This window comes from Nocardioides sp. CPCC 206348, assembly GCF_048654705.1.
Classification (GTDB): domain Bacteria; phylum Actinomycetota; class Actinomycetes; order Propionibacteriales; family Nocardioidaceae; genus Nocardioides.
Window position 1 is genome coordinate 26,759 of the sequence record NZ_JBMCZA010000162.1, and the last position, 18,442, is coordinate 45,200.

The 18,442-nt window shown below is 70.9% G+C and carries 21 protein-coding genes; 16 read left to right on the top strand and 5 right to left on the bottom strand.

All coding sequences use genetic code 11. The features are described from left to right. From ACOADB_RS12120 to ACOADB_RS12180, 13 genes are all read left to right on the top strand, one after another. Positions 1-1,271 (top strand): flavoprotein (locus tag ACOADB_RS12120; RefSeq protein ID WP_378598628.1); only part of this gene is annotated, 1,271 nt, incomplete at its 5' end. A gap of 26 nt (positions 1,272-1,297) precedes the next feature. Continuing rightward, complete coding sequence (locus tag ACOADB_RS12125) at positions 1,298-1,654, top strand: ArsR/SmtB family transcription factor (protein WP_182380212.1); 357 nt, start codon at positions 1,298-1,300, stop codon at positions 1,652-1,654. After that, positions 1,651-2,328: an aquaporin gene (locus ACOADB_RS12130; protein WP_378598632.1), complete on the top strand. Its 678-nt coding sequence runs from the start codon at positions 1,651-1,653 to the stop codon at positions 2,326-2,328. Before ACOADB_RS12125 ends, ACOADB_RS12130 begins: the two co-directional genes overlap by 4 nt. Continuing rightward, the gene (locus ACOADB_RS12135; RefSeq protein WP_378598635.1) at positions 2,325-2,720 is read left to right on the top strand and encodes an arsenate reductase ArsC; all 396 of its coding nucleotides are present in this window, start codon (positions 2,325-2,327) and stop codon (positions 2,718-2,720) included. The genes ACOADB_RS12130 and ACOADB_RS12135 overlap by 4 nt, the downstream gene beginning before the upstream one ends. A gap of 73 nt (positions 2,721-2,793) precedes the next feature. Further along, the gene (locus ACOADB_RS12140) at positions 2,794-3,357 is read left to right on the top strand and encodes a PadR family transcriptional regulator (RefSeq protein WP_378598638.1); all 564 of its coding nucleotides are present in this window, start codon (positions 2,794-2,796) and stop codon (positions 3,355-3,357) included. Further along, entirely contained in the window at positions 3,354-5,357 is a 2,004-nt protein-coding gene (locus tag ACOADB_RS12145; RefSeq protein WP_378598641.1) for an FAD-dependent oxidoreductase, read from the top strand. The genes ACOADB_RS12140 and ACOADB_RS12145 overlap by 4 nt, the downstream gene beginning before the upstream one ends. Continuing rightward, a complete protein-coding gene (locus ACOADB_RS12150) occupies positions 5,354-5,737 on the top strand; it encodes a nuclear transport factor 2 family protein (protein ID WP_378598644.1) in 384 nt (127 codons plus the stop codon). Before ACOADB_RS12145 ends, ACOADB_RS12150 begins: the two co-directional genes overlap by 4 nt. A 165-nt stretch (positions 5,738-5,902) precedes the next feature. Next, complete coding sequence (locus ACOADB_RS12155) at positions 5,903-6,718, top strand: ABC transporter ATP-binding protein (RefSeq protein WP_378598647.1); 816 nt, start codon at positions 5,903-5,905, stop codon at positions 6,716-6,718. Continuing rightward, complete coding sequence (locus ACOADB_RS12160) at positions 6,715-7,380, top strand: ABC transporter permease (protein WP_378598649.1); 666 nt, start codon at positions 6,715-6,717, stop codon at positions 7,378-7,380. The genes ACOADB_RS12155 and ACOADB_RS12160 overlap by 4 nt, the downstream gene beginning before the upstream one ends. Next, the gene (locus tag ACOADB_RS12165) at positions 7,377-8,084 is read left to right on the top strand and encodes an ABC transporter permease (RefSeq protein WP_378598652.1); all 708 of its coding nucleotides are present in this window, start codon (positions 7,377-7,379) and stop codon (positions 8,082-8,084) included. The genes ACOADB_RS12160 and ACOADB_RS12165 overlap by 4 nt, the downstream gene beginning before the upstream one ends. Before the next feature lie 2 nt (positions 8,085-8,086). Beyond that, the gene (locus tag ACOADB_RS12170; protein ID WP_378598655.1) at positions 8,087-9,013 is read left to right on the top strand and encodes an ABC transporter substrate-binding protein; all 927 of its coding nucleotides are present in this window, start codon (positions 8,087-8,089) and stop codon (positions 9,011-9,013) included. Then, complete coding sequence (locus tag ACOADB_RS12175; RefSeq protein ID WP_378598658.1) at positions 9,010-9,873, top strand: SDR family oxidoreductase; 864 nt, start codon at positions 9,010-9,012, stop codon at positions 9,871-9,873. The genes ACOADB_RS12170 and ACOADB_RS12175 overlap by 4 nt, the downstream gene beginning before the upstream one ends. Before the next feature lie 14 nt (positions 9,874-9,887). After that, the gene (locus ACOADB_RS12180) at positions 9,888-10,271 is read left to right on the top strand and encodes a DUF1304 domain-containing protein (protein ID WP_378598661.1); all 384 of its coding nucleotides are present in this window, start codon (positions 9,888-9,890) and stop codon (positions 10,269-10,271) included. 26 nt (positions 10,272-10,297) lie between these two features. Here the strand turns inward: ACOADB_RS12180 and ACOADB_RS12185 are convergent, their stop codons facing one another. The 3 genes from ACOADB_RS12185 to ACOADB_RS12195 form a co-directional block, all read right to left on the bottom strand. Further along, entirely contained in the window at positions 10,298-11,515 is a 1,218-nt protein-coding gene (locus tag ACOADB_RS12185; protein WP_378598664.1) for a DUF1501 domain-containing protein, read from the bottom strand. Positions 11,516-11,582: 67 nt separating this feature from the next. After that, positions 11,583-13,043 carry a DUF1800 domain-containing protein gene (locus ACOADB_RS12190; RefSeq protein WP_378598666.1) on the bottom strand — a complete coding sequence of 487 codons (1,461 nt, stop codon included), beginning with the start codon at positions 13,041-13,043 and terminating at the stop codon, positions 11,583-11,585. A gap of 7 nt (positions 13,044-13,050) precedes the next feature. Beyond that, positions 13,051-13,476 carry a homing endonuclease associated repeat-containing protein gene (locus tag ACOADB_RS12195; protein WP_378598669.1) on the bottom strand — a complete coding sequence of 142 codons (426 nt, stop codon included), beginning with the start codon at positions 13,474-13,476 and terminating at the stop codon, positions 13,051-13,053. Positions 13,477-13,518: 42 nt separating this feature from the next. Between ACOADB_RS12195 and ACOADB_RS12200 the strand changes: the two genes are divergently transcribed. Both ACOADB_RS12200 and ACOADB_RS12205 read left to right on the top strand, forming a co-directional pair. Next, positions 13,519-14,865 (top strand): cryptochrome/photolyase family protein, encoded by a 1,347-nt coding sequence (locus ACOADB_RS12200; RefSeq protein WP_378598672.1) that lies wholly within the window; start codon positions 13,519-13,521, stop codon positions 14,863-14,865. Further along, positions 14,862-15,494, top strand: a complete 633-nt coding sequence (locus tag ACOADB_RS12205; RefSeq protein ID WP_378598675.1) for an alpha/beta hydrolase — start codon at positions 14,862-14,864, stop codon at positions 15,492-15,494. The genes ACOADB_RS12200 and ACOADB_RS12205 overlap by 4 nt, the downstream gene beginning before the upstream one ends. 20 nt (positions 15,495-15,514) lie before the next feature. Here ACOADB_RS12205 and ACOADB_RS12210 read toward each other — a convergent pair whose 3' ends face one another. Together ACOADB_RS12210 and ACOADB_RS12215 are read right to left on the bottom strand one after the other, a co-directional pair. Continuing rightward, entirely contained in the window at positions 15,515-15,775 is a 261-nt protein-coding gene (locus ACOADB_RS12210) for a metal-sensitive transcriptional regulator (protein WP_378598678.1), read from the bottom strand. Further along, positions 15,759-16,190 carry a DUF302 domain-containing protein gene (locus tag ACOADB_RS12215; RefSeq protein ID WP_378598681.1) on the bottom strand — a complete coding sequence of 144 codons (432 nt, stop codon included), beginning with the start codon at positions 16,188-16,190 and terminating at the stop codon, positions 15,759-15,761. Before ACOADB_RS12215 ends, ACOADB_RS12210 begins: the two co-directional genes overlap by 17 nt. 93 nt (positions 16,191-16,283) lie before the next feature. On the opposite strand from ACOADB_RS12215, the gene ACOADB_RS12220 reads away from it, so the two are divergent. Next, positions 16,284-18,440 carry an MMPL family transporter gene (locus ACOADB_RS12220; RefSeq protein WP_378598684.1) on the top strand — a complete coding sequence of 719 codons (2,157 nt, stop codon included), beginning with the start codon at positions 16,284-16,286 and terminating at the stop codon, positions 18,438-18,440. Positions 18,441-18,442: the final 2 nt, after the last annotated feature.

An 18,442-nucleotide genomic window follows, 5' to 3' on the forward strand; every position in this document is an offset into this window, starting at 1 on the left:
CTGCAGCGGCGCACGCCCACGCACGCGGCCTGCCGGTCGTCGTACTCGAACAGGGGGCGGACGCCGGCAGCGCGGTCAGCGAGTGGGGCCACGTCCGGCTGTTCTCGCCGTGGTCCGAGCTGGTCGACCCGGTGGCGCGCGAGCTGCTGGGCGACACCTGGCCCGCACCGGACGAGCGCGCCTTCCCGACCGGGGCCGACTGGGTCGCCGGCTACCTCGCTCCCCTGGCGGCCGCACTCTCCGCGACCGGCACCGTCGACGTCCGCTTCGGGCACCGGGTCACCGGCGTGGCCCGCCGTGGCCGCGACCTCGTCGTCGACGCCGGTCGGGACACCGAGCCGTTCGTGCTCCACCTCGAGACCGCGGACGGGCCGACGACCCTCGTGGCATCGTCGGTCATCGACGCGTCCGGCACCTGGGGCTCCCCCAACCCGCTCGGGACCGACGGGTACGCAGCCCCCGGCGAGCGCGAGCACGCCGACCGGATCACCTACGGCATGCCCGACCTCGGCGACCCGGCCATCGCGGCTCGCTACGCCGGCAAGCACGTCGCGGTCGCCGGCACCGGCGCCTCGGCACAGAACGTCCTCGTCGCCCTCGGCCGCCTCGCCGCCAGCGCCCCGGACACCCGCGTCTCGTGGCTGGTCCGGCGTTCCGACGCCGGGTTCGGCGGCGGCGACAACGACCAGCTGGTGGAGCGCGGCGCACTGGGCAAGCGCGCGGAGCAGGTGGCGTCCTCCGGCCTCGTCTCCCGTCGTACGACGTTCAGGACGACTGCGGTCGCCTCCGACCCGGACGGCCGGCTCCGGCTCACCTCGGCCGACGGCCAGGTGGTCGACGGCGTCGACCAGGTCGTCGTCGTGACCGGGTTCCGTCCGGATCTCGCGATCCTGTCCGAGGTGCGACTCGACCTCGACCCCGTGCTGCAGTCGCCGCGAACCCTGGCGCCGCTGATCGACCCGAACGTCCACTCCTGCGGCACTGTCTACCCGCACGGCGCGGCCGAGCTGGCCCAGCCGGAAGCGGGGTTCTTCGTCGCCGGCATGAAGTCCTACGGCCGCGCGCCGTCGTTCCTGACCCTGACCGGGTTCGAGCAGGTGCGCAGCATCGTCGCGGAGATCGCGGGCGACCACGAGTCGGCCGCGCGGGTCGAGCTCGTCCTGCCCGAGTCGGGCGTGTGCGGCGGCTCCGGATCCTTCGACGAGGCCGAGGGCGGCGGTGGCTGCTGCGCGCCGGAGCAGGAACTGTTCACCCTCTCGCTACCCAGCTAGACATCGACGTCTGTCAACATAGACACATGTCGAAGTCTCTCGAGCTCACCCCGGTGGAGACCGTGGCCTGCTGCTCGCCCCTGATGAGCGAGCCGATCAGCACCGACCAGGCCGACCGGATCGCCCCGTTGCTCAAGGCCCTGGCCGACCCGGTCCGGCTCCGCCTGCTGTCGCTGGTCGGCGCGCACGCCGACGGCGAGGCCTGTGTCTGCGACCTCAACGACGCCTTCGACCTGTCGCAGCCGACGATCAGCCACCACCTCAAGGTGCTGCACGAGGTGGGCCTGCTCGACCGCGAGAAGCGCGGCGTGTGGGTCTACTACCGCGTGAACGCCGCAGCTCTCGCCGACCTGTCCGGGCTGCTCGGGCGGGGCGTCAGGTGACGCTCGCCCGCGCCGCGGCCGCCGAGCTCATCGGCACGGCGCTCCTGGTCGCGACCGTCGTCGGCTCGGGGATCATGGCGACCCGCCTCTCGCCCGACGACGTCGGCCTGCAGCTGCTGCAGAACAGCCTCGCCACCGGCGCCGTCCTGGTCGCCCTGATCCTCACGCTGCAGCCGGTCTCGGCCGCGTTCAACCCGGTGGTCTCGCTGGTCGAGGCGCTCCTCGGCCGGATCACCGCGTCGACGGCGGCCGTGCTCACGGCCGCCCAGGTCGTCGGGGCCGTCGTGGGCGCCGTACTCGCCAACCTGATGTTCGACCTCGACGCCGTCTCGATCTCGACCACCGAACGCACCGGCAGCCACCTCTGGTTCGCCGAGGGTGTCGCCACCTTCGGCCTGGTGCTCGTCGTGTTCGGCGGCATCCGGACCGGACGGACCGAGACGCTGGCCTTCGCGGTCGGCGGCTACATCGCGGCGGCGTACTGGTTCACCTCGTCCACGAGCTTTGCCAACCCGGCCGTCACGATCGGCCGGATCTTCTCCGACACGTTCGCCGGCATCGACCCGGCGTCGGTCGCCCTGTTCGTCCTGATGCAGCTCGTCGGCGCGCTCGTCGCCTACGGCGCCGTCCGCCTGCTCTTCCCTGACCCGATCTCCAAGGAGACCCCCGCATGAGCAAGCCCACCGTCCTCTTCGTCTGCGTCCACAACGCCGGTCGCTCCCAGATGGCCGCGGGCTTCCTGCAGGCCCTGGCCGGCGACCGGATCGACGTCCTGTCGGCCGGTTCGCAACCCGCCGACCAGATCAACCCGATGGCCGTCGAGGCGATGCGCGAGGTCGGCATCGACATCGCGGGCGAGCAGCCGAAGGTGCTCACCACGGAGTCCGTGCAGGCGTCCGACGTCGTGATCACGATGGGCTGCGGTGACGAGTGCCCGTACTTCCCGGGCAAGCGCTACGAGGACTGGAAGCTCGACGACCCGGCCGGCCAGGGCCTCGAGGCCGTGCGGCCGATCCGCGACGAGATCCGCGGGCGGATCGAGGAGCTCATCGCCTCCCTCGTCTGACACTATGCAACTTGTTGCAGATCACATCCTGCAACTAGTTGCATAGCCGCTCGGGATCGTGCACGCTGGTGCCATGGCCCTCGAGCACGCGATCCTCGTCTCGCTCAGCGAGCGCGCCGCGTCCGGCTCCGACCTGACCCGCCGCTTCGACGCGTCGATCGGCTACTTCTGGACCGCCACGCACCAGCAGATCTACCGCGTGCTGGGACGGATGGAGTCCGACGGCTGGATCACGGCCGAGGCGATCCCGCAGGCCGATCGCCCCACCAAGAAGGTCTACGCCGTCACCGACGCCGGCCTGGCCGAGCTGCGTCGCTGGATCGCCGAGCCCACCGTGCCCGACCCGGTGCGCAGCTCGCTCGGCGTGAAGATGCGGGCCGCCTCCCTCGGTGACCGCGCGGCCCTGGTCGACGACCTGCGCCGCCAGCTCGACGAGCACACCAAGCGACTCTCGCTCTACGAGTTCCTCGAGAACCGCGACTTCCCCGACCCCGGCGCGCTGTCCGGCGCTGCCCTCGACATCTACCTCGTGCTGCGTGGCGGTCTCCTCATGGAGGAGTTCTGGATCCGCTGGCTGACCGAGTACCTCGACGCCCACACCGCTGCACCCGTCACCGAACAGCAGGAGAACCGATGACCAGCTACCCCCTCCTCACCTCGCGCGCCACCGTCGGCGGCCTCGACCTCCAGTCGCGTGCCGTGATGGGTTCGATGCACACCGGGCTCGAGGACCGCCCGTGGCACATCGACGAGCTGTCGGCGTACTTCGCCGAGCGCGCCCGCGGCGGCGTCGGCCTGATCGTGACGGGCGGCTACTCCCCCAACGTCCGAGGCTGGCTGCTGCCCTTCGGCTCGCAGATGACCACGCGCCTCAACGCGCACCGGCACCAGCGGGTGACCGAGGCGGTGCACGCCGAGGGCGGAAAGATCGCGCTCCAGCTGCTGCACGCCGGCCGCTACGGCTACACGCCGTTCAGCGTCTCCGCGAGCGCCACCAAGTCCCCCATCACGCCGTTCAAGGCGTCCGCCCTGTCCACCCGCGCTGTCGAGCGGACGATCGACGACTTCGTCGCCTCGGCGAAGCTCGCGAAGAAGGCGGGGTACGACGGCATCGAGGTGATGGGGTCCGAGGGCTACCTCATCAACCAGTTCATCGCGTCGCGCACCAACCGTCGTACCGACAAGTGGGGCGGCAGCGCCGAGAACCGGATGCGCTTCCCCGTCGAGATCGTGCGCCGGATCCGCCAGGAGCTGCCCGACTTCTTCGTGATGTACCGCCTCTCTCTGCTCGACCTCGTGCCCGACGGGCAGACCTGGGACGAGACCGTCGAGCTGGCCCACAAGCTCGAGGAGGCCGGCGCGAGCGTGTTCAACACGGGCATCGGCTGGCACGAGGCGCGGGTTCCCACGATCGTGACGAGCGTGCCGCGCGCCGCGTGGGCGGACAGCACGCTGCGGCTCAAGGCGGAGGTCGGCATCCCGGTCTGCGCGAGCAACCGGATCAACACCCCCGACGTCGCGGAATCCCTGCTGGAGCAGGGCATCGACCTCATCTCGATGGCGCGGCCGTTCCTGGCCGACCCCGACATCGTGTCGAAGGCCCGGGCCGGTCGCGCCGACGAGATCAACACCTGCATCGGCTGCAACCAGGCCTGCCTGGACCACACGTTCAAGAACCAGCGCGCCTCGTGCCTGGTCAACCCGCGCGCCTGCCACGAGACCACACTGGTGCTGGGCGCGACCCGGTCCGCCAAGCGCGTTGCCGTCGTCGGCGGTGGTCCGGCCGGTCTCGCGACCGCCGTCAGCGCGGCCGAGCGCGGCCACGACGTGACGCTGTTCGAGGCGTCCGAGGAGCTCGGCGGCCAGTTCCGCCTCGCCATGCAGATCCCCGGCAAGGAGGAGTTCGCCGAGACGCTGCGCTACTACCGCCGCCGGATGGAGGTCCTCGGCGTCAACGTGAAGCTCTCCACGCGGGCCACCCCGGAGCAGCTGACCGGCTTCGACGAGGTCGTCGTCGCGACCGGCGTCGAGCCGCGGACGCCGTCGGTCCCCGGCATCACGCACCCGAAGGTCGTGTCGTACCCCGACGCGATCACGGGTCGCGTCGAGATCGGCGCCAAGGTCGCCGTGATGGGCGCGGGCGGCATCGGCTTCGACGTGTCCGAGCTGCTGGCGCACGTACCCGAGACCCTCGAGGAGTGGAAGGCCAACTGGGGCGTCGCCGACCCTGCCGTCGTACGCGGTGGCGTGACCGACAAGCTGCCGCGCACCCCGAAGCGCGAGGTGTGGCTGTTGCAGCGCAAGGAGACCGCGCAGGGCAAGGGCCTGGGCAAGACGTCCGGCTGGGTGCACCGCGCGGTCGTCAAGGACCTCGGCGTCCACCAGATCAGCGGCGTGACCTACGACCGCGTCTCGGACGAGGGCCTGCACATCACCGTCGACGGCAAGGCGCAGGTGCTCGACGTCGACCACATCGTGCTCTGCACCGGCCAGGAATCCGTCCGGAGCCTGTACGACGACCTGCTGGCCGCGAGCTTCCCCGGCTCCGTGCACCTGATCGGTGGGGCCGACGTCGCCGCCGAGGTGGACGCGAAGCGTGCGATCAAGCAGGGCACCGAGCTGGCGGCGGCGCTGTGAGCGCCTTCAGGGCGGCGGTCGAGTCGCGCGACGTCGAGGCCATCGGCGCACTCCTGGCCGACGACGTGGTCTTCCGCAGCCCGGTGGCCCACAAGCCGTACGAGGGCAAGAAGATCACCGCCGCGATCCTGGCCAACGTGATCGAGGTCTTCGAGGACTTCCACTACGTCCGCGAGCTCGCCGACGACACCGGCCACGCGCTGGTCTTCGAGGCGAAGGTCGCGGGGCTGCAGATCACCGGCTGCGACTTCCTCGTCCTCGACGACGACGGCCTGATCACCGACTTCATGGTGATGGTCCGCCCGTTGAAGGCCGCGCACGCGCTGGCCGACGCGATGGGCGCACGGTTCGACAAGATCGTGGAGATGGCCTCCGCCTGACAAAGGTGCACGAAGTGTGGCAATTGGGACCACGAAGTGCGGCAGTTGGGGGCACGAGGTGTCACACCTCGAACCCCGAATTGCCACACTTCGTGGGCACCTCGACAGCGAAACCCTCGCACTGCGTGCCACCGGGTTGTCCGTGTCTCCCCCTAGGGTGGACGGATGGGGATCGAGTTCCAGAATGTCGGGAAGACCTATCCGGACGGCACGGTGGCGGTCGCGGACTTCTCCTGCACGATTCCCTCGCACCGGACGCTGGCGCTGGTCGGGTCGTCGGGATCGGGCAAGACCACGCTGATGCGGATGGTCAACCGGATGGTCGATGCGACCGTCGGGGCGGTGCTGATCGACGGCCGCGACGTGCGCGAGCTCGACAAGGTGGCATTGCGCCGGTCGATCGGTTACGTCCCGCAGGCCGGTGGCCTGCTCCCCCACCGCCGGGTGATCGACAACGTCGCGACCGTCCCGGTCCTCAACGGCACGCCGAAGAAGGCGGCTCGTGAGGCCGCCCTGGGCCTGCTCACGACGGTCGGCCTCGACCACTCGCTGGCGAAGCGCTATCCCGGCCAGCTGTCCGGCGGCCAGCAGCAGCGTGTCGCCGTCGCGCGAGCCCTCGCGTCCGAGCCCAATATCCTGCTGATGGACGAGCCGTTCGGTGCGGTCGACCCGATCGTGCGGCGCGACCTCCAGGACCAGCTGCTCCAGCTGCAGGCCGAGCTCGGCAAGACCATCGTCCTGGTCACCCACGACATCGACGAGGCGTTCCGGGTCGGCGACGAGGTCGTGATCCTCAAGACCGGCGGGATCATCGCGCAGGTCGGCACACCGCAGGAGATCGTCGCCGCACCGGCCGACGACTTCGTGCGCGACTTCGTCGGCACCGACCGCGCGGAGCGGACCTTGCGCACCATCCACCTCGACGGCCAGCAGGTCGTCGTCGACGGCGACGACCGCCCGGTCGGAGTGCTCAAGGCATGACCTGGCTCGACCTCAACCGCGACCTCGTCCTGGACCTCCTCGGCCAGCACGTGCGCCTCGCGGTGCCCGCGGTCCTCATCAGCATCGTCGTCGCGATCGTCCTCGGCCGGATCGCCTGGCGCTGGCCCCGCGTCGGCACGGTCGTCCTCGGCGCCGCCAGCCTGCTGTACTCCGTGCCCGCGCTCCCGCTGCTGATCGTCGTCCCGGTGGTCCTGTCGGTCCCGCTGCGCAGCGAGACCAACCTGATCGTGGCGCTGGCCATCTACGGCACCGCCCTGCTCGCGGGTACGGCGGCCGACGCGTTCCGTTCGGTCGACAGCCGGGTGCGTGAGGCTGCCGAGGCGATGGGCTATTCGCCGACCGGCATCTTCTGGCGGGTGGACCTGCCCCTCGCGCTCCCGGTGCTCGTCTCCGGCATCCGCGTGGTGACGGTCAGCACGGTCAGCCTCGTCACGATCGGTGCCCTGGTCGGCATCTCGAGCCTCGGCAGCCTGCTGACCGACGGCTTCCAGCGCAACATCCGCGAGGAGGTCGCGACCGGTGTGATCGGCACGATGCTGCTGGCGGTCGTGCTGGACCTGCTGATCGTCGCGGCCGGACGCGCCATGACCCCCTGGCAGCGCAGCACCACCACGAAGACGAAAGCAGGTGCGTCGGCATGAGCCTCTTCGGCGACGCGCTCAACTGGATCTTCGACGGCGCCCACTGGGGCGGCCCCGGCGGCATCGACACGCGGATCCTGCAGCACCTGTGGGTCACCTTCGCCGCGGTCGGCATCGCCGCCGTACTCGCCATGCCGCTCGGCATCCTGATCGGCCACACGGGCCGCGGGCGACTCCTCGTCGTGGCCGTCGCCGGCGCCGTCCGCGCCGTCCCGACGCTGGGCCTGCTCACCCTGCTCGGACTGTGGCTCGGCATCGGCGTCGAGGCGCCACTGCTCGCCCTGGTCGCCCTCGGCTTCCCGTCACTGCTGGCCGGTGCGTACGCCGGCATCGAGTCCGCCGACGACGGCGCGGTCGACGCCGCCCGGGCGATCGGGATGAGCGAGTGGCAGATCGTCACCCGCGTCGAGATCCCCCTCGGCGCCGACGTCCTGATCGGCGGGATCCGCGCCGCCACACTGCAGATCGTGGCCACGGCCACCCTGGCGGCGTACATCTCCGACACCGGCCTGGGCCGCTACCTCTTCGCCGGCCTCAAGACCCGCGACTACCCGCAGATGCTGGCCGGTGCGCTGCTCGTCGCCGGCCTCGCCCTGCTCCTCGATCTCGCGCTCGGAGCCCTCCAGCGCGCCAGCCGGGGCCACACCCCCTCCCCGGGCTCCCCGACCCGCAGTCCCGCCGGGGCTGCGCCTTCGAAAGGTTGACCATGACCCCCCTTCGCCTGACGACCCGTCGCATGGCCCGCAATCTGGTGGCCCTCGCCGCAGCCAGCGCCCTCACGCTCACCGCGTGCGGTGGCTCCGACCCGTTGGCCTCCGACAATGACGGCGACAGCGCGACCATCGTCATCGGTTCGCAGGCCTACTACTCCAACGAGATCGTCGCGGAGATCTACGCCCAGGCTCTCGAGGCGGACGACATCAAGGTCGACCGCCAGTTCCAGATCGGCCAGCGCGAGGTCTACCTGCCCGAGATCGAGAGCGGCGCGATCGACCTGTTCCCGGAGTACACCGGTCCGCTGCTCCTCGCCCTCGACCCGAAGGCCACGGCCACCAAGCCCGACGAGGTGTACGCCGCCCTCGGCGACGCACTGCCCAAGGGGCTGCGCCTGCTCGACGCCTCCCCCGCCACCGACCAGGACTCCTACGTCGTGACGAAGGAGTTCGCCGACAAGTGGGGCGTCGCGACGATCGAGGACCTCAAGAAGGTCACCGACCCGCTGGTGTTCGGCGCCAACTCCGAGGCGGAGTCGCGCCCCAACGGCCCGAAGGGCCTGAAGAAGACGTACGGCGTCGACGTGAAGTTCGCGCCGATCGAGGACAGCGGCGGCCCGCTCACCGTGAAGGCCCTCAAGGACGGCGACATCCAGATCGGCCTGATCTACACCGCTGACCCGTCGATCAAGAAGAACGACCTGGTCACGCTCACCGACTCCAAGGGCCTGTTCCTGGCGTCGGCGTTCGTCCCGGTGGCGAGCGACGACGTCGACGACGACGCCGCCGCGATCATCGACAAGATCAGCGCCGCCATGTCCCCGGAGGACCTGATCGCCCTCAACGCCCGCAGCGTCGAGGAGAAGCTGCCGGCCGCGACCATCGCGAAGGACTGGCTGAACGACGAAGACCTGCTGTGATCACGGGGCCGGCCCTCGCGGTCACCGGCTCCACGGGAGCGCTCGGGCAACTCGTTGCCCGGGCGCTCTCGGAGCAGGGCATCGAGCAGCGCCTGCTGGTCCGCGACCTGTCGCGCGCGCCCGAACTGCCCGGAGCAGCCCCCGTCCTCTTCGCGTACGACGACCACGACCTCGCCCGTTCGGCGCTGGCCGGCGTCGACACCCTGTTCATGGTGTCGGGTGCCGAGGCCGTCGACCGCCTCGCGCAGCACCGTGCGTTCGTGGACGCCGCAGCCGCGTCCGGTGTGCAGCACATCGTCTACACGTCGTTCTTCGCTGCCTCGCCGGACTGCACGTTCACGCTGGCCCGCGACCACTGGACGACCGAGGAACACATCCGCGCGAGCGGGCTCGGGTTCACCTTCCTGCGCGACAACTTCTACCTCGAGCTGATGGCCGACCTGGTCGGCGAGGACGGCGTGATCCGCGGCCCCGCGGGTGACGGCCGGGTCTCCGCCGTGGCCCGTGCGGACATCGCGCGCTGTGCCGTCACGGCGCTGCTGGAACCCACGGCACACGCCGGGTCGACGTACGACCTGACGGGGCCGGAGGCCCTCACCTTCACCGAGATCGCGGCGATCCTGTCGACCCACACGGGCCGCCCGGTGACCTTCCACGACGAGACGCTCGAGGAGGCCTACGCGTCCCGGCTGCGCTGGCCCGCCGAGCCGTGGGAGTACGACGCGTGGGTCTCCACGTACACAGCCGTGGCGCGTGGTGAACTGGCCCCGGTGAGCGGCGACGTACGCCTGCTCACCGGACGCGAACCTGTCAGTCTGGAGACCCTCCTGACCGACCCCACGGCCGACGCCACCGCCTGAAAGCAGGACCCGCCATGACCGCTGTCGCCCTCGTCTTCGCCGGGCTGGCCGCCCTGCTCCACGTCTACATCTGGGTGATGGAGTCGCTCACCTGGACCAGTCCGAAGACCCGCGCGACCTTCGGCACCAGTGCCGAGGAGGCCGAGGCGACGAAGGAACTGGCCTACAACCAGGGCTTCTACAACCTGTTCCTCGCGCTGATCACGGCCGGCGGCATCGGCGCGATCCTCGCCGACAAGGACGACGTCGGCGCGACGCTGGTGTTCTGCGGCGCCGGCTCGATGGTCGCGGCCGGCCTGGTCCTGCTGATCTCCTCCCCCGACAAGGCGCGCGCCGCCCTGACCCAGCTGACCTTCCCCGCGATCGCCGTCATCCTGCTCGCGATCTCACTCGTCTAGGTTTCGAGGCTCGCTTCGCTCGCACCTCAACCAGCGATCGCGCCGACGGTCTCAGGCTGGAACCCCGGGAACACCTGCGCGGACGACGCGCCCATCCGCTTCACGGCCACCTCGGCGAGGACGCTGCGGTAGTCGGTGGTGACGAGAAGGTCGGCGTTGGCGGTGTTGGTCAGGCCCGGCCAGGTGCCGTGGTAGCCACCCTTCACGCCCGCACCGAACAGCATCATGGCGGTGCCGTAGCCGTGGTCGAGGCCGTAGTTCGCGTTCTCCTTGGTACGACGACCGAACTCCGAGAGCGTCACGAGCGTGACCTTCGCGGCCAGTGGTCCCAGGTCGGTGAAGAACGCCGCCACTCCGCGGGCGAACTCGGTCGTCATCTTCTGCATCTGGCCCCAGGCCAGTGGGCCGAGGTCGGCGTGGTGGTCCCAGGAGCCGTAGTCGACGGCAATGACGTCGGCACCGACGTCCCCACGGATGGTGCGCGCAGCGGCGGCCATCACCTTGCCGAAGTCGCCGGAGGGATAGGCCGCGCCGTTCGCCGGTGCGGCGGGCACGGCCCGGACGGGGGCGAAGTCTCCGACGGCCTGCATGGCGGCCCGCGCGCCGACGCCCAGCGGTCCGGGCGCCCCAGCCCACATCGTCCGCATCGACTTCGGGCGCCGGCGCGCGGTGTCCCATTTGTCCGCCCCGGCCAGCTGCATGTCGGCGATGGTGTCGACAGCGACGCTGGCCTGCGGACCGGCGAGCGCGACGGGTGTCACGGACTCGCCGAAGCTGATCGCCTGGAGCGGGTTGGTGTAGCTGTCGCGGCCGATCAGTCGGTTGAGCCAGCCGACCCGCTCGGTGGACCCGGGGTCGGCGTCCTCGACCTCCTCGATGGCGGCGAAGTGCGACCGGTTGGGTGCAGGCAGTCCGGTGGCGTGGACGGTGGCCATCTGGCCGGCGTCCCACAGCGGCAGGAGTGGGGCAAGGTTCGGGTGCAGGCCGAAGAACCCGTCCTTCACCAGCAGCGTCTCGGACGGCACCGCGATACGCGGCCGGGCGGCGTAGTAGACGGGGTCGCCGTGCGGGACGACGAGGCTCATCCCGTCGACGGCGCCGCGCATCGACAGCACGACCAGGACGGCGGGTGCGGATCGCGTGGCGGCGTACGAGGTCTCCATGAAGGCGGTCCCGAAGGCACTGACCGCGGTCACGCCGACCCCGGCCCCGACCGAACCGCGCAGCAGCCCCCGCCGCGACATCCGCGTGAACTCCGGGCACCCCTCAGCACACCGACCAGAAGAAGCCGAAGAAGTCACCAGTCCCACCTCATCTCGTCATGTGCGTCGGTGAGTCGAGGAACACGGTGAGCAGCCGCGCCCACTCCCACCGCACGATCCGGTGGGTGGAGCTGATCACCTCGGACGGCCGGCACCCGGTCGCCTCGCACGCGACCTGCAGCAGCAGGGCGGTCGAGCCGGCCCCGTGCACGCTCCGGGCGACGTGGTCGACGAGCTCGTCGAAGCGGATCCGCCGCTGGGGAAGCCAGCTGACCGCGCTGCGGTAGCCGGTGCCGACCTTGGGCCACCAGCCGCCGGCCATCGTGAAGTGGACGTCGAGCGAGGCGAGGAACCGCGACGTCGATCCCCAGTCGGCGGCGGTGTCGGGCCGCCCGTCGGGTCGTTGCCACCCGAACGGGGTGAGCCCGATCGACTGGCTCTGCCACAGGATCGCGTTCGCTCCCGACGAGTCGTCGCTGGTCCGCGGAGGCGCCGTGAAGCGGGCACCCACCGCCCGCCAGGTCGCGACGACGTCCTCGGGTGGGGTACGGACCTTCCTGCCCCGCGAGGCCCCGAACTCCGAGGACGCCACGAGCGCCTTCAACACCGGCCGGATCGCCGTACCGTTGGCGAGGTAGACCTGCGCGAGCCGGGTGACGAGCGCGTCGGGGGGCGTGTCGGAGACGAACCGTCGGGCGAGCTTCAGCGCGATGCGCCGTGCGGTCGCAGGGTGGTGTGCGAGGTACTTCAGGTAGGCCGTCAGCGCGGCCCGGCCATCGGGATCGCTGTTGGCGTGCGCGAAGCCCATCACCTGCACCGGCCCGGTCCAGTGCTTCGCCGGATCGTAGGAGAACGCCCAGTCCGACCAGAGCCCCACGCGGTAGCCGGTGAGGATGCGCGCGGAGTTCTTCACGTCGTCCTCGCCGTACTCCCCCCGCCCCACCGTGTGCAGCTCGAGCAGCTCACGCCCGAGGTTCTCGTTGGGGGCGGACTTCGAGGAGTTCGCGTTGTCGAGGTAGACCGCCATCGCCGGATGCGTGATCGCGGCGGGCAGGAGCTCGTCGAAGCGACCCAGTGCGTGCGTCCGCACGGTCTTTCCGTACGACGACCGGAACGGCCCGACCTCACCCGTCGCCGGCACGTGGAGGTGGTGCTCCCAGAACTCCGCCATCACTTCCCGCACCTGCCGCTGCGAGCCGTACCGGCGCACCAGCGCCCAGCACTGGTAGTTCGCGTCAGCCCGCCACAGTTCCTCGACCTCGTCCTTGTGTCGCTGCCACACCGTCGCGGGCGACGCGTTGATCGAGGGCCACCAGCGGGCGGTCTGGACGTAGACGTTGTCGTCGTACGCGTCGGCCAGCTGCCGGTTGAACCACGCGCCGAAGCCGCCGGCTGCGGTGACCTGGTTGCGCAGCGCCGGCGTGTACCCGCTCGTGAACCGACGCAGACCGTGCAGCGTTGCGGCGCTCGGAATCGTCGTGCGGCGGTAGGGACGTGGCGTGTACGTCACCCACGGGTCATCGGCCGGCGGACGACCCGCCTGAGCTGTTGTGCGCCTCCGCGCGCTGTTTGATCTCGGCCCACGGGCAGCGCTGGCGCAGCGTCGCGCCGCTGGGCGCCCCGTCCTGCTGCCGCGCCCACTCCGAGTAGTCCGCGAACGTGCCGGTGCTCCCTGGAGCCTTGAGGTATGACGCCACGATGGCCACGGCGTCGTCGTCGCTCCAGCGACGGGTGGTCGACCGGGTCTTGTTCGTCGCGACGCCCGCCCGGGCGCAGGCCTCGTTCCAGGAGCCGAACCGGCGGATCAGCAGCGCCGGGGACGCTGCGTCGTGGCTGCGCTGCCAGGCGTCGTACGCGCTGGCGGTGAGGGGCTGTCCGAGCTCGCCGGCGGCGGCCGCGAGGTCCGCGGCGAGCCGTGCGTCGGAGTACTCAGGTGCCCGCATGCCGGTCACGCTAGCGCTTTGTCGCTCTGCCAGCATGGCGAGGTGACGCCGACGATCCTGTGGTTCCGCCGGGACCTCCGCCTGGGCGACCACCCGGCCCTGCTGGCAGCCGCGGAGTCCGGGACGGTGCTGCCCGTCTTCGTGCTGGACGAGGTGCTGCTCGCGTCCGCGGGACCGGTGCGCACGGCGTTCCTGCACGCCTCGCTCCGCGCCCTCGACGCCGACCTGCGCCGCCACGGGCCCGGCCTCGTCGTACGCACCGGCCGGCCCGCCGCCGTGCTCGACGACCTGGTCCGCGAGACCGGAGCCCGCGAGGTCCACGTCAGCGCCGACTTCAGTCCGTACGGCGTCCGGCGCGACCAGCACGTCGAGGAGACGCTCGACGTCCCGCTGGTCCGGACCGGCTCGCCGTACGCCGTCGCACCGGGCCGCCTCACCACGGGTGCGGGCAAGCCGTACCGCGTGTTCACGCCGTTCTACCGGGCCTGGGTGGAACACGGCTGGCGGCACCCGGCGGACTCCGACCCGGCTGCGGTCGACTGGGTCGGCGCCCCGGGCGAGCAGGTCCCCACGACCACGACGACCACCGACGCCACGCTCCCCGAGGCCGGTGAAGCGGCCGCGCTGCAGCGCTGGCGCGACTTCGTCGGCACCCCGTACGACGACATCCGCGACCGCCCGGACCTGGACGCCACGTCGCGACTCTCGACCGCGCTGCGCTGGGGCAGCGTCCACCCGCGCACCCTGCTGGCCGGTCTCGATCCGGCCGACCCGCACAGCGAGGTGTTCCGCCGGGAGCTGGCCTGGCGGGAGTTCTACGCGTCGGTGCTGCACGCGTGGCCGGCGTCGGCCACGGAGTACTTCCGCCCCGAGCTGCGCGACCTCCCCTACGTCACCGGCGCCGAGCTGAGGGACCGCCTCGGGAGATGGGCGAGCGGCACCACCGGCTTCCCGATCGTGGATGCCGGGATGCGCCAGCTGCTCGCCGAGGGCTGGATGCACAACCGGGTGCGGATGATCGTGGCGTCGTTCCTGGTCAAGGACCTGCAGGTCGAGTGGCAGCACGGTGCCGCGCACTTCATGGCGCACCTCGTCGACGGCGACCTGGCCAGCAACCAGCACAACTGGCAGTGGGTGGCCGGTTGCGGCACCGATGCGGCGCCGTACTTCCGGATCTTCAACCCGATCACCCAGGGCGAGAAGTTCGACCCTGCGGGCGACTACATCCGCCGCTGGGTGCCCGAGCTCGCCGGCGTCGCGACTCCGGCAATCCACCGGCCGTGGCGCTCCGAACTTCCCGGGGGCTATCCCGCACCGATGGTCGACCATGCCGTGCAGCGCAACGAGGCGCTGGCGGCGTACCAACTGATCCGGGGGCAACGAACATGACCGAGGCGCCGAAGTTCACCGACGTGCGCGTGCCGAAGGATCCGCGCGCGATCGTGCTCGTCCTGCACGGGGGCGCGGAGCACGGCCCCGGCCCGGTGGGCATCCGGAGCCTGTCGTGGCGCCGCGGCCGCGTGCTCGCCCGCCACCTCGCTCCGGCGCTGAAGGCCGACGGCATCGGAATCCTCCTGCTGCGCTACCGGGTCAAGGGCTGGAACGCCCGGCCCGGCGCGCTGCCCGACCCCGTGCAGGACGCACGGTGGGCCCTCGACGAGATCCGCAGCCGGTACGACCTCCCCGTCGTGATCCTCGGTCACTCGATGGGGGCACGCACCGCCGTCGCCGTGGCCGACGACCCGGCGGTGCTCGGCGTGGTCGCCCTGGCTCCGTGGTTCCCGAAGGACGAACCGGTCGAGGCGCTGGCCGGCAAGGTGCTCCACGCCGCCCACGGCACCCGCGACCACATCACCTCGCCCAAGGCCACGATGCGGTACGTCGAACGGGCCGGCGTCGTCGCGGCAGAGGCGAGCTTCGTCGACATGGGCCCGGTGGGCCACTACCTGCTGCGGCAGTCGGGCCTGTGGAACCTCGTGGCACTCAGCGGAGTGCAGAAGATCCTCAACGACGCCTGAGCGACCCGTCGTGTCCTGGATCAGGCGAGGGCCAGGAAGACCTTCTCCAGCTTCTTGGCATCGACGCTCTCGGGGCCGCCTTCGGCCAAGCACTTCTGCAGACCGGTCGAGACGAGGGCATAGCCGCCCCGGCTGATCGCCTTGTTGACCGCGGCCAGCTGCAGCAGCGCCGCCTCACAGTCCGCGCCCTCCTCGAGCATCCGGATCACCGACGCGAGGTGGCCGTTCGCCCGCTTGAGCCGGGTGATGACGGCCTTGATCTCCTCAGGCTCCAATTGCATTGCGATCTCCCGCCTCGGTGGTCAGTGCGTCCATCATCCCGGTCAGCCGCGCGCGGGCGTCGTCCGCCACGGCGCTGAGCTCCGGATCCGGTGCGATCGTCGCCATGAACGCCGGGTCGAACACCTCGACCCTGCTGTGCTCCGGGCCGATCTCGCTGACCACGACATTGCACGGCAGCAAGGTCGCGATCCGCGGGTCGACCTGGAGCGCCCGATGCGCCAGCTGCGGCCGGCAGGCACCGAGGATGACCTGGGCGGGCACCTCCACGCCCAGCTTCGCGCGCAGCGTCGCCTGCAGGTCGATCTCGGTGAGGACGCCGAATCCGGCGTCACCGAGCAGTTCCCGCACCCGCGCCACCGTGACGTCGTACGACGTCGCGACGGTGGTGCTCATCGTGAATTCGGTGGTGCCCATGGCATTCCCCTCTCGATTCTCCATCCCCCCGGGGGGATCTGTTACGGTTGTCATCGTATCCCCCCGGGGGGTTAAAGGAAAGGAGGCGTCACCGTGACGCAGACAGCAGCGGAATCAACGGAGCCGGCCGCGCCGACCTGGCGCCCCGGCCCTCTCGGCCGACTCGGCATCTGGGTGACCGAGCACCGCAAGGTGGTCGGCATCGGCTGGATCGTCGTGGTGATCGGGCTCGGGATCTTCGCCCCCTCCGTCGAGAAGAACCTTTCGGGGGCCGGCTGGCAGGCCAGCGGCTCGGAGTCGGTCGCGACCCGCGACCTGGTCCAGGAGCACTTCGGCGGCGCCGCGAGCCACGCGATCCAGGTCGTCGTGCACAGCACTGACGGCCCGCTCAGCGAGGGCGACGGCCCACGGGTGCTTGCCGAGGTGACCCGCATCCTCGAGGAGGAGCCACGACTGGCCGAGGTGATCGCACCGATGCCCGGCATCAGCATGTCGGGTGACGAACACACCGGTGTCGTCCTCGCCGGCGCGGGTGTCGACACCAACGAGATGGTGCGCGTCGCGACCGACCTGAAGGAGGAGCTCCAGCACCTCTCCACCGACACGGTGCAGGTGAACCCGACCGGCTCCTCCCTGCTCTGGTCGGACTTCAACGAAGCCAACCTCGAGGCGATGCTGACCTCGGAGCTGTACTCCTGGCCGGTGACCCTGGCCATCCTCGTGCTGGCCTTCGGCGCCCTGGTCGCCGCCGGCCTCCCCCTGCTGCTCACCCTGGCCGGCCTGGTCGCGTCAGCCGGTTCGCTGGTCCTGATCAACGAGCTCGTGCCGGTCTCGATCTGGGCCATGAACTTCGCGATGATGTTCGCGCTCGCCCTCGGCATCGACTACGCCCTGTTCCTCGTCGTGCGCTACCGCGCCGCGCGCCTGGGCCGCCAGGGCTCGCCGCAGCGGGCCATCGCGGAAACCATGGACACCGCCGGCAAGGCCGTCCTGCTGTCCGGCGCGACGGTGCTGGTGTCCTTGTCCGCCGTGATGCTGGTGCCGTCCCCGTCGTTCCGCTCGATGGCCGGCGGCATCATGATCTCGGTCATCTTCGTGCTCGGCGCCACCCTGACCCTGCTGCCCCTGGTCCTGTTCAAGCTGGACCAACGCATCAACCGCTTCGCCCTGCCGTGGGCCCGCGTGGGCGAGCACCGCTCCCCCCTCTTCGCCCGCTGGGGCGAGCACCTGTGGCGACGTCCGTGGGCGTGGGGCATCGGCTCCACCGCGGCGCTGGTGCTGCTGGCGGCGCCGATCCTCGGCCTGCAGACGGGGATGCCGTCGATCAAGGTCCTTCCCGACGACGCCAGTGCCCGCGTCGGCTACGAGCAGGTCAAGGAGGCCTTCGGCCCCGGTGCGCCCGGCATGCTGCAGGTCGTCGTCCCTGACGAGGACGCCGCCAGCGCCACCCAGGTGCTCGCCGCCGACGCCGGCATCGAGTCCGTCCTGCCGGCCCAGCCGGCCGGCGACGGCTCGGGCAGCCAGCTGATCCAGGCCGTCCCGACCGTCGACCCCTCGGACCCCGCTCTCCCCCGGATCCTCGACCGGCTGCGGACCGACCTCCCGTCATCGGCCCTGGTCGGCGGCGCAGCGGCCGAGAACATCGACCTCACTGCGCAGCTGGACCGCTCGACCCCGCTGGTGATCGGCGTGGTCCTCGTCCTGGGCTTCCTGCTGCTGTTGTTCGCCCTGCAGGCGCCACTGATCTCGCTGCTCGGCACCCTGGCCAGCCTGCTGTCCACGGCCGCTGCCTTCGGCGTGGCGCGGCTGGTGTTCCAGGACGGCCACGGATCGGGACTGCTCGGGTTCGAGCCGCAGGGCTTCCTCGACGCCTGGGCGCCGGTGTTCTTCTTCGCGATGATCTTCGCGATCGCGATGGACTACACCGTGTTCCTCCTGGCGTCCGCGAAGGAGCACTGGGAGAAGTCCGGGGATCCGAAGGAAGCCATGGTCGGCGCCGTGGCGCACTCCGGTCGCGTGATCTTCGCGGCGGGCGGAGTGATGGTCGCTGTCTTCTTCACCTTCGCCCTGTCCGGGCCGCTGCCACCCAAGGAGATGGGCGTCATCCTCGGCGTCGCGGTCCTGCTGGACGCCTTCCTGGTCCGACTCGTCCTGCTCCCCGTGCTGCTGCGCCTGACCGGCAGCGCCGCCTGGGCGACACCTGCCTGGTTGCAGCGCCTCCTGCCCACCATCACCTTCGCCCACGAATGACC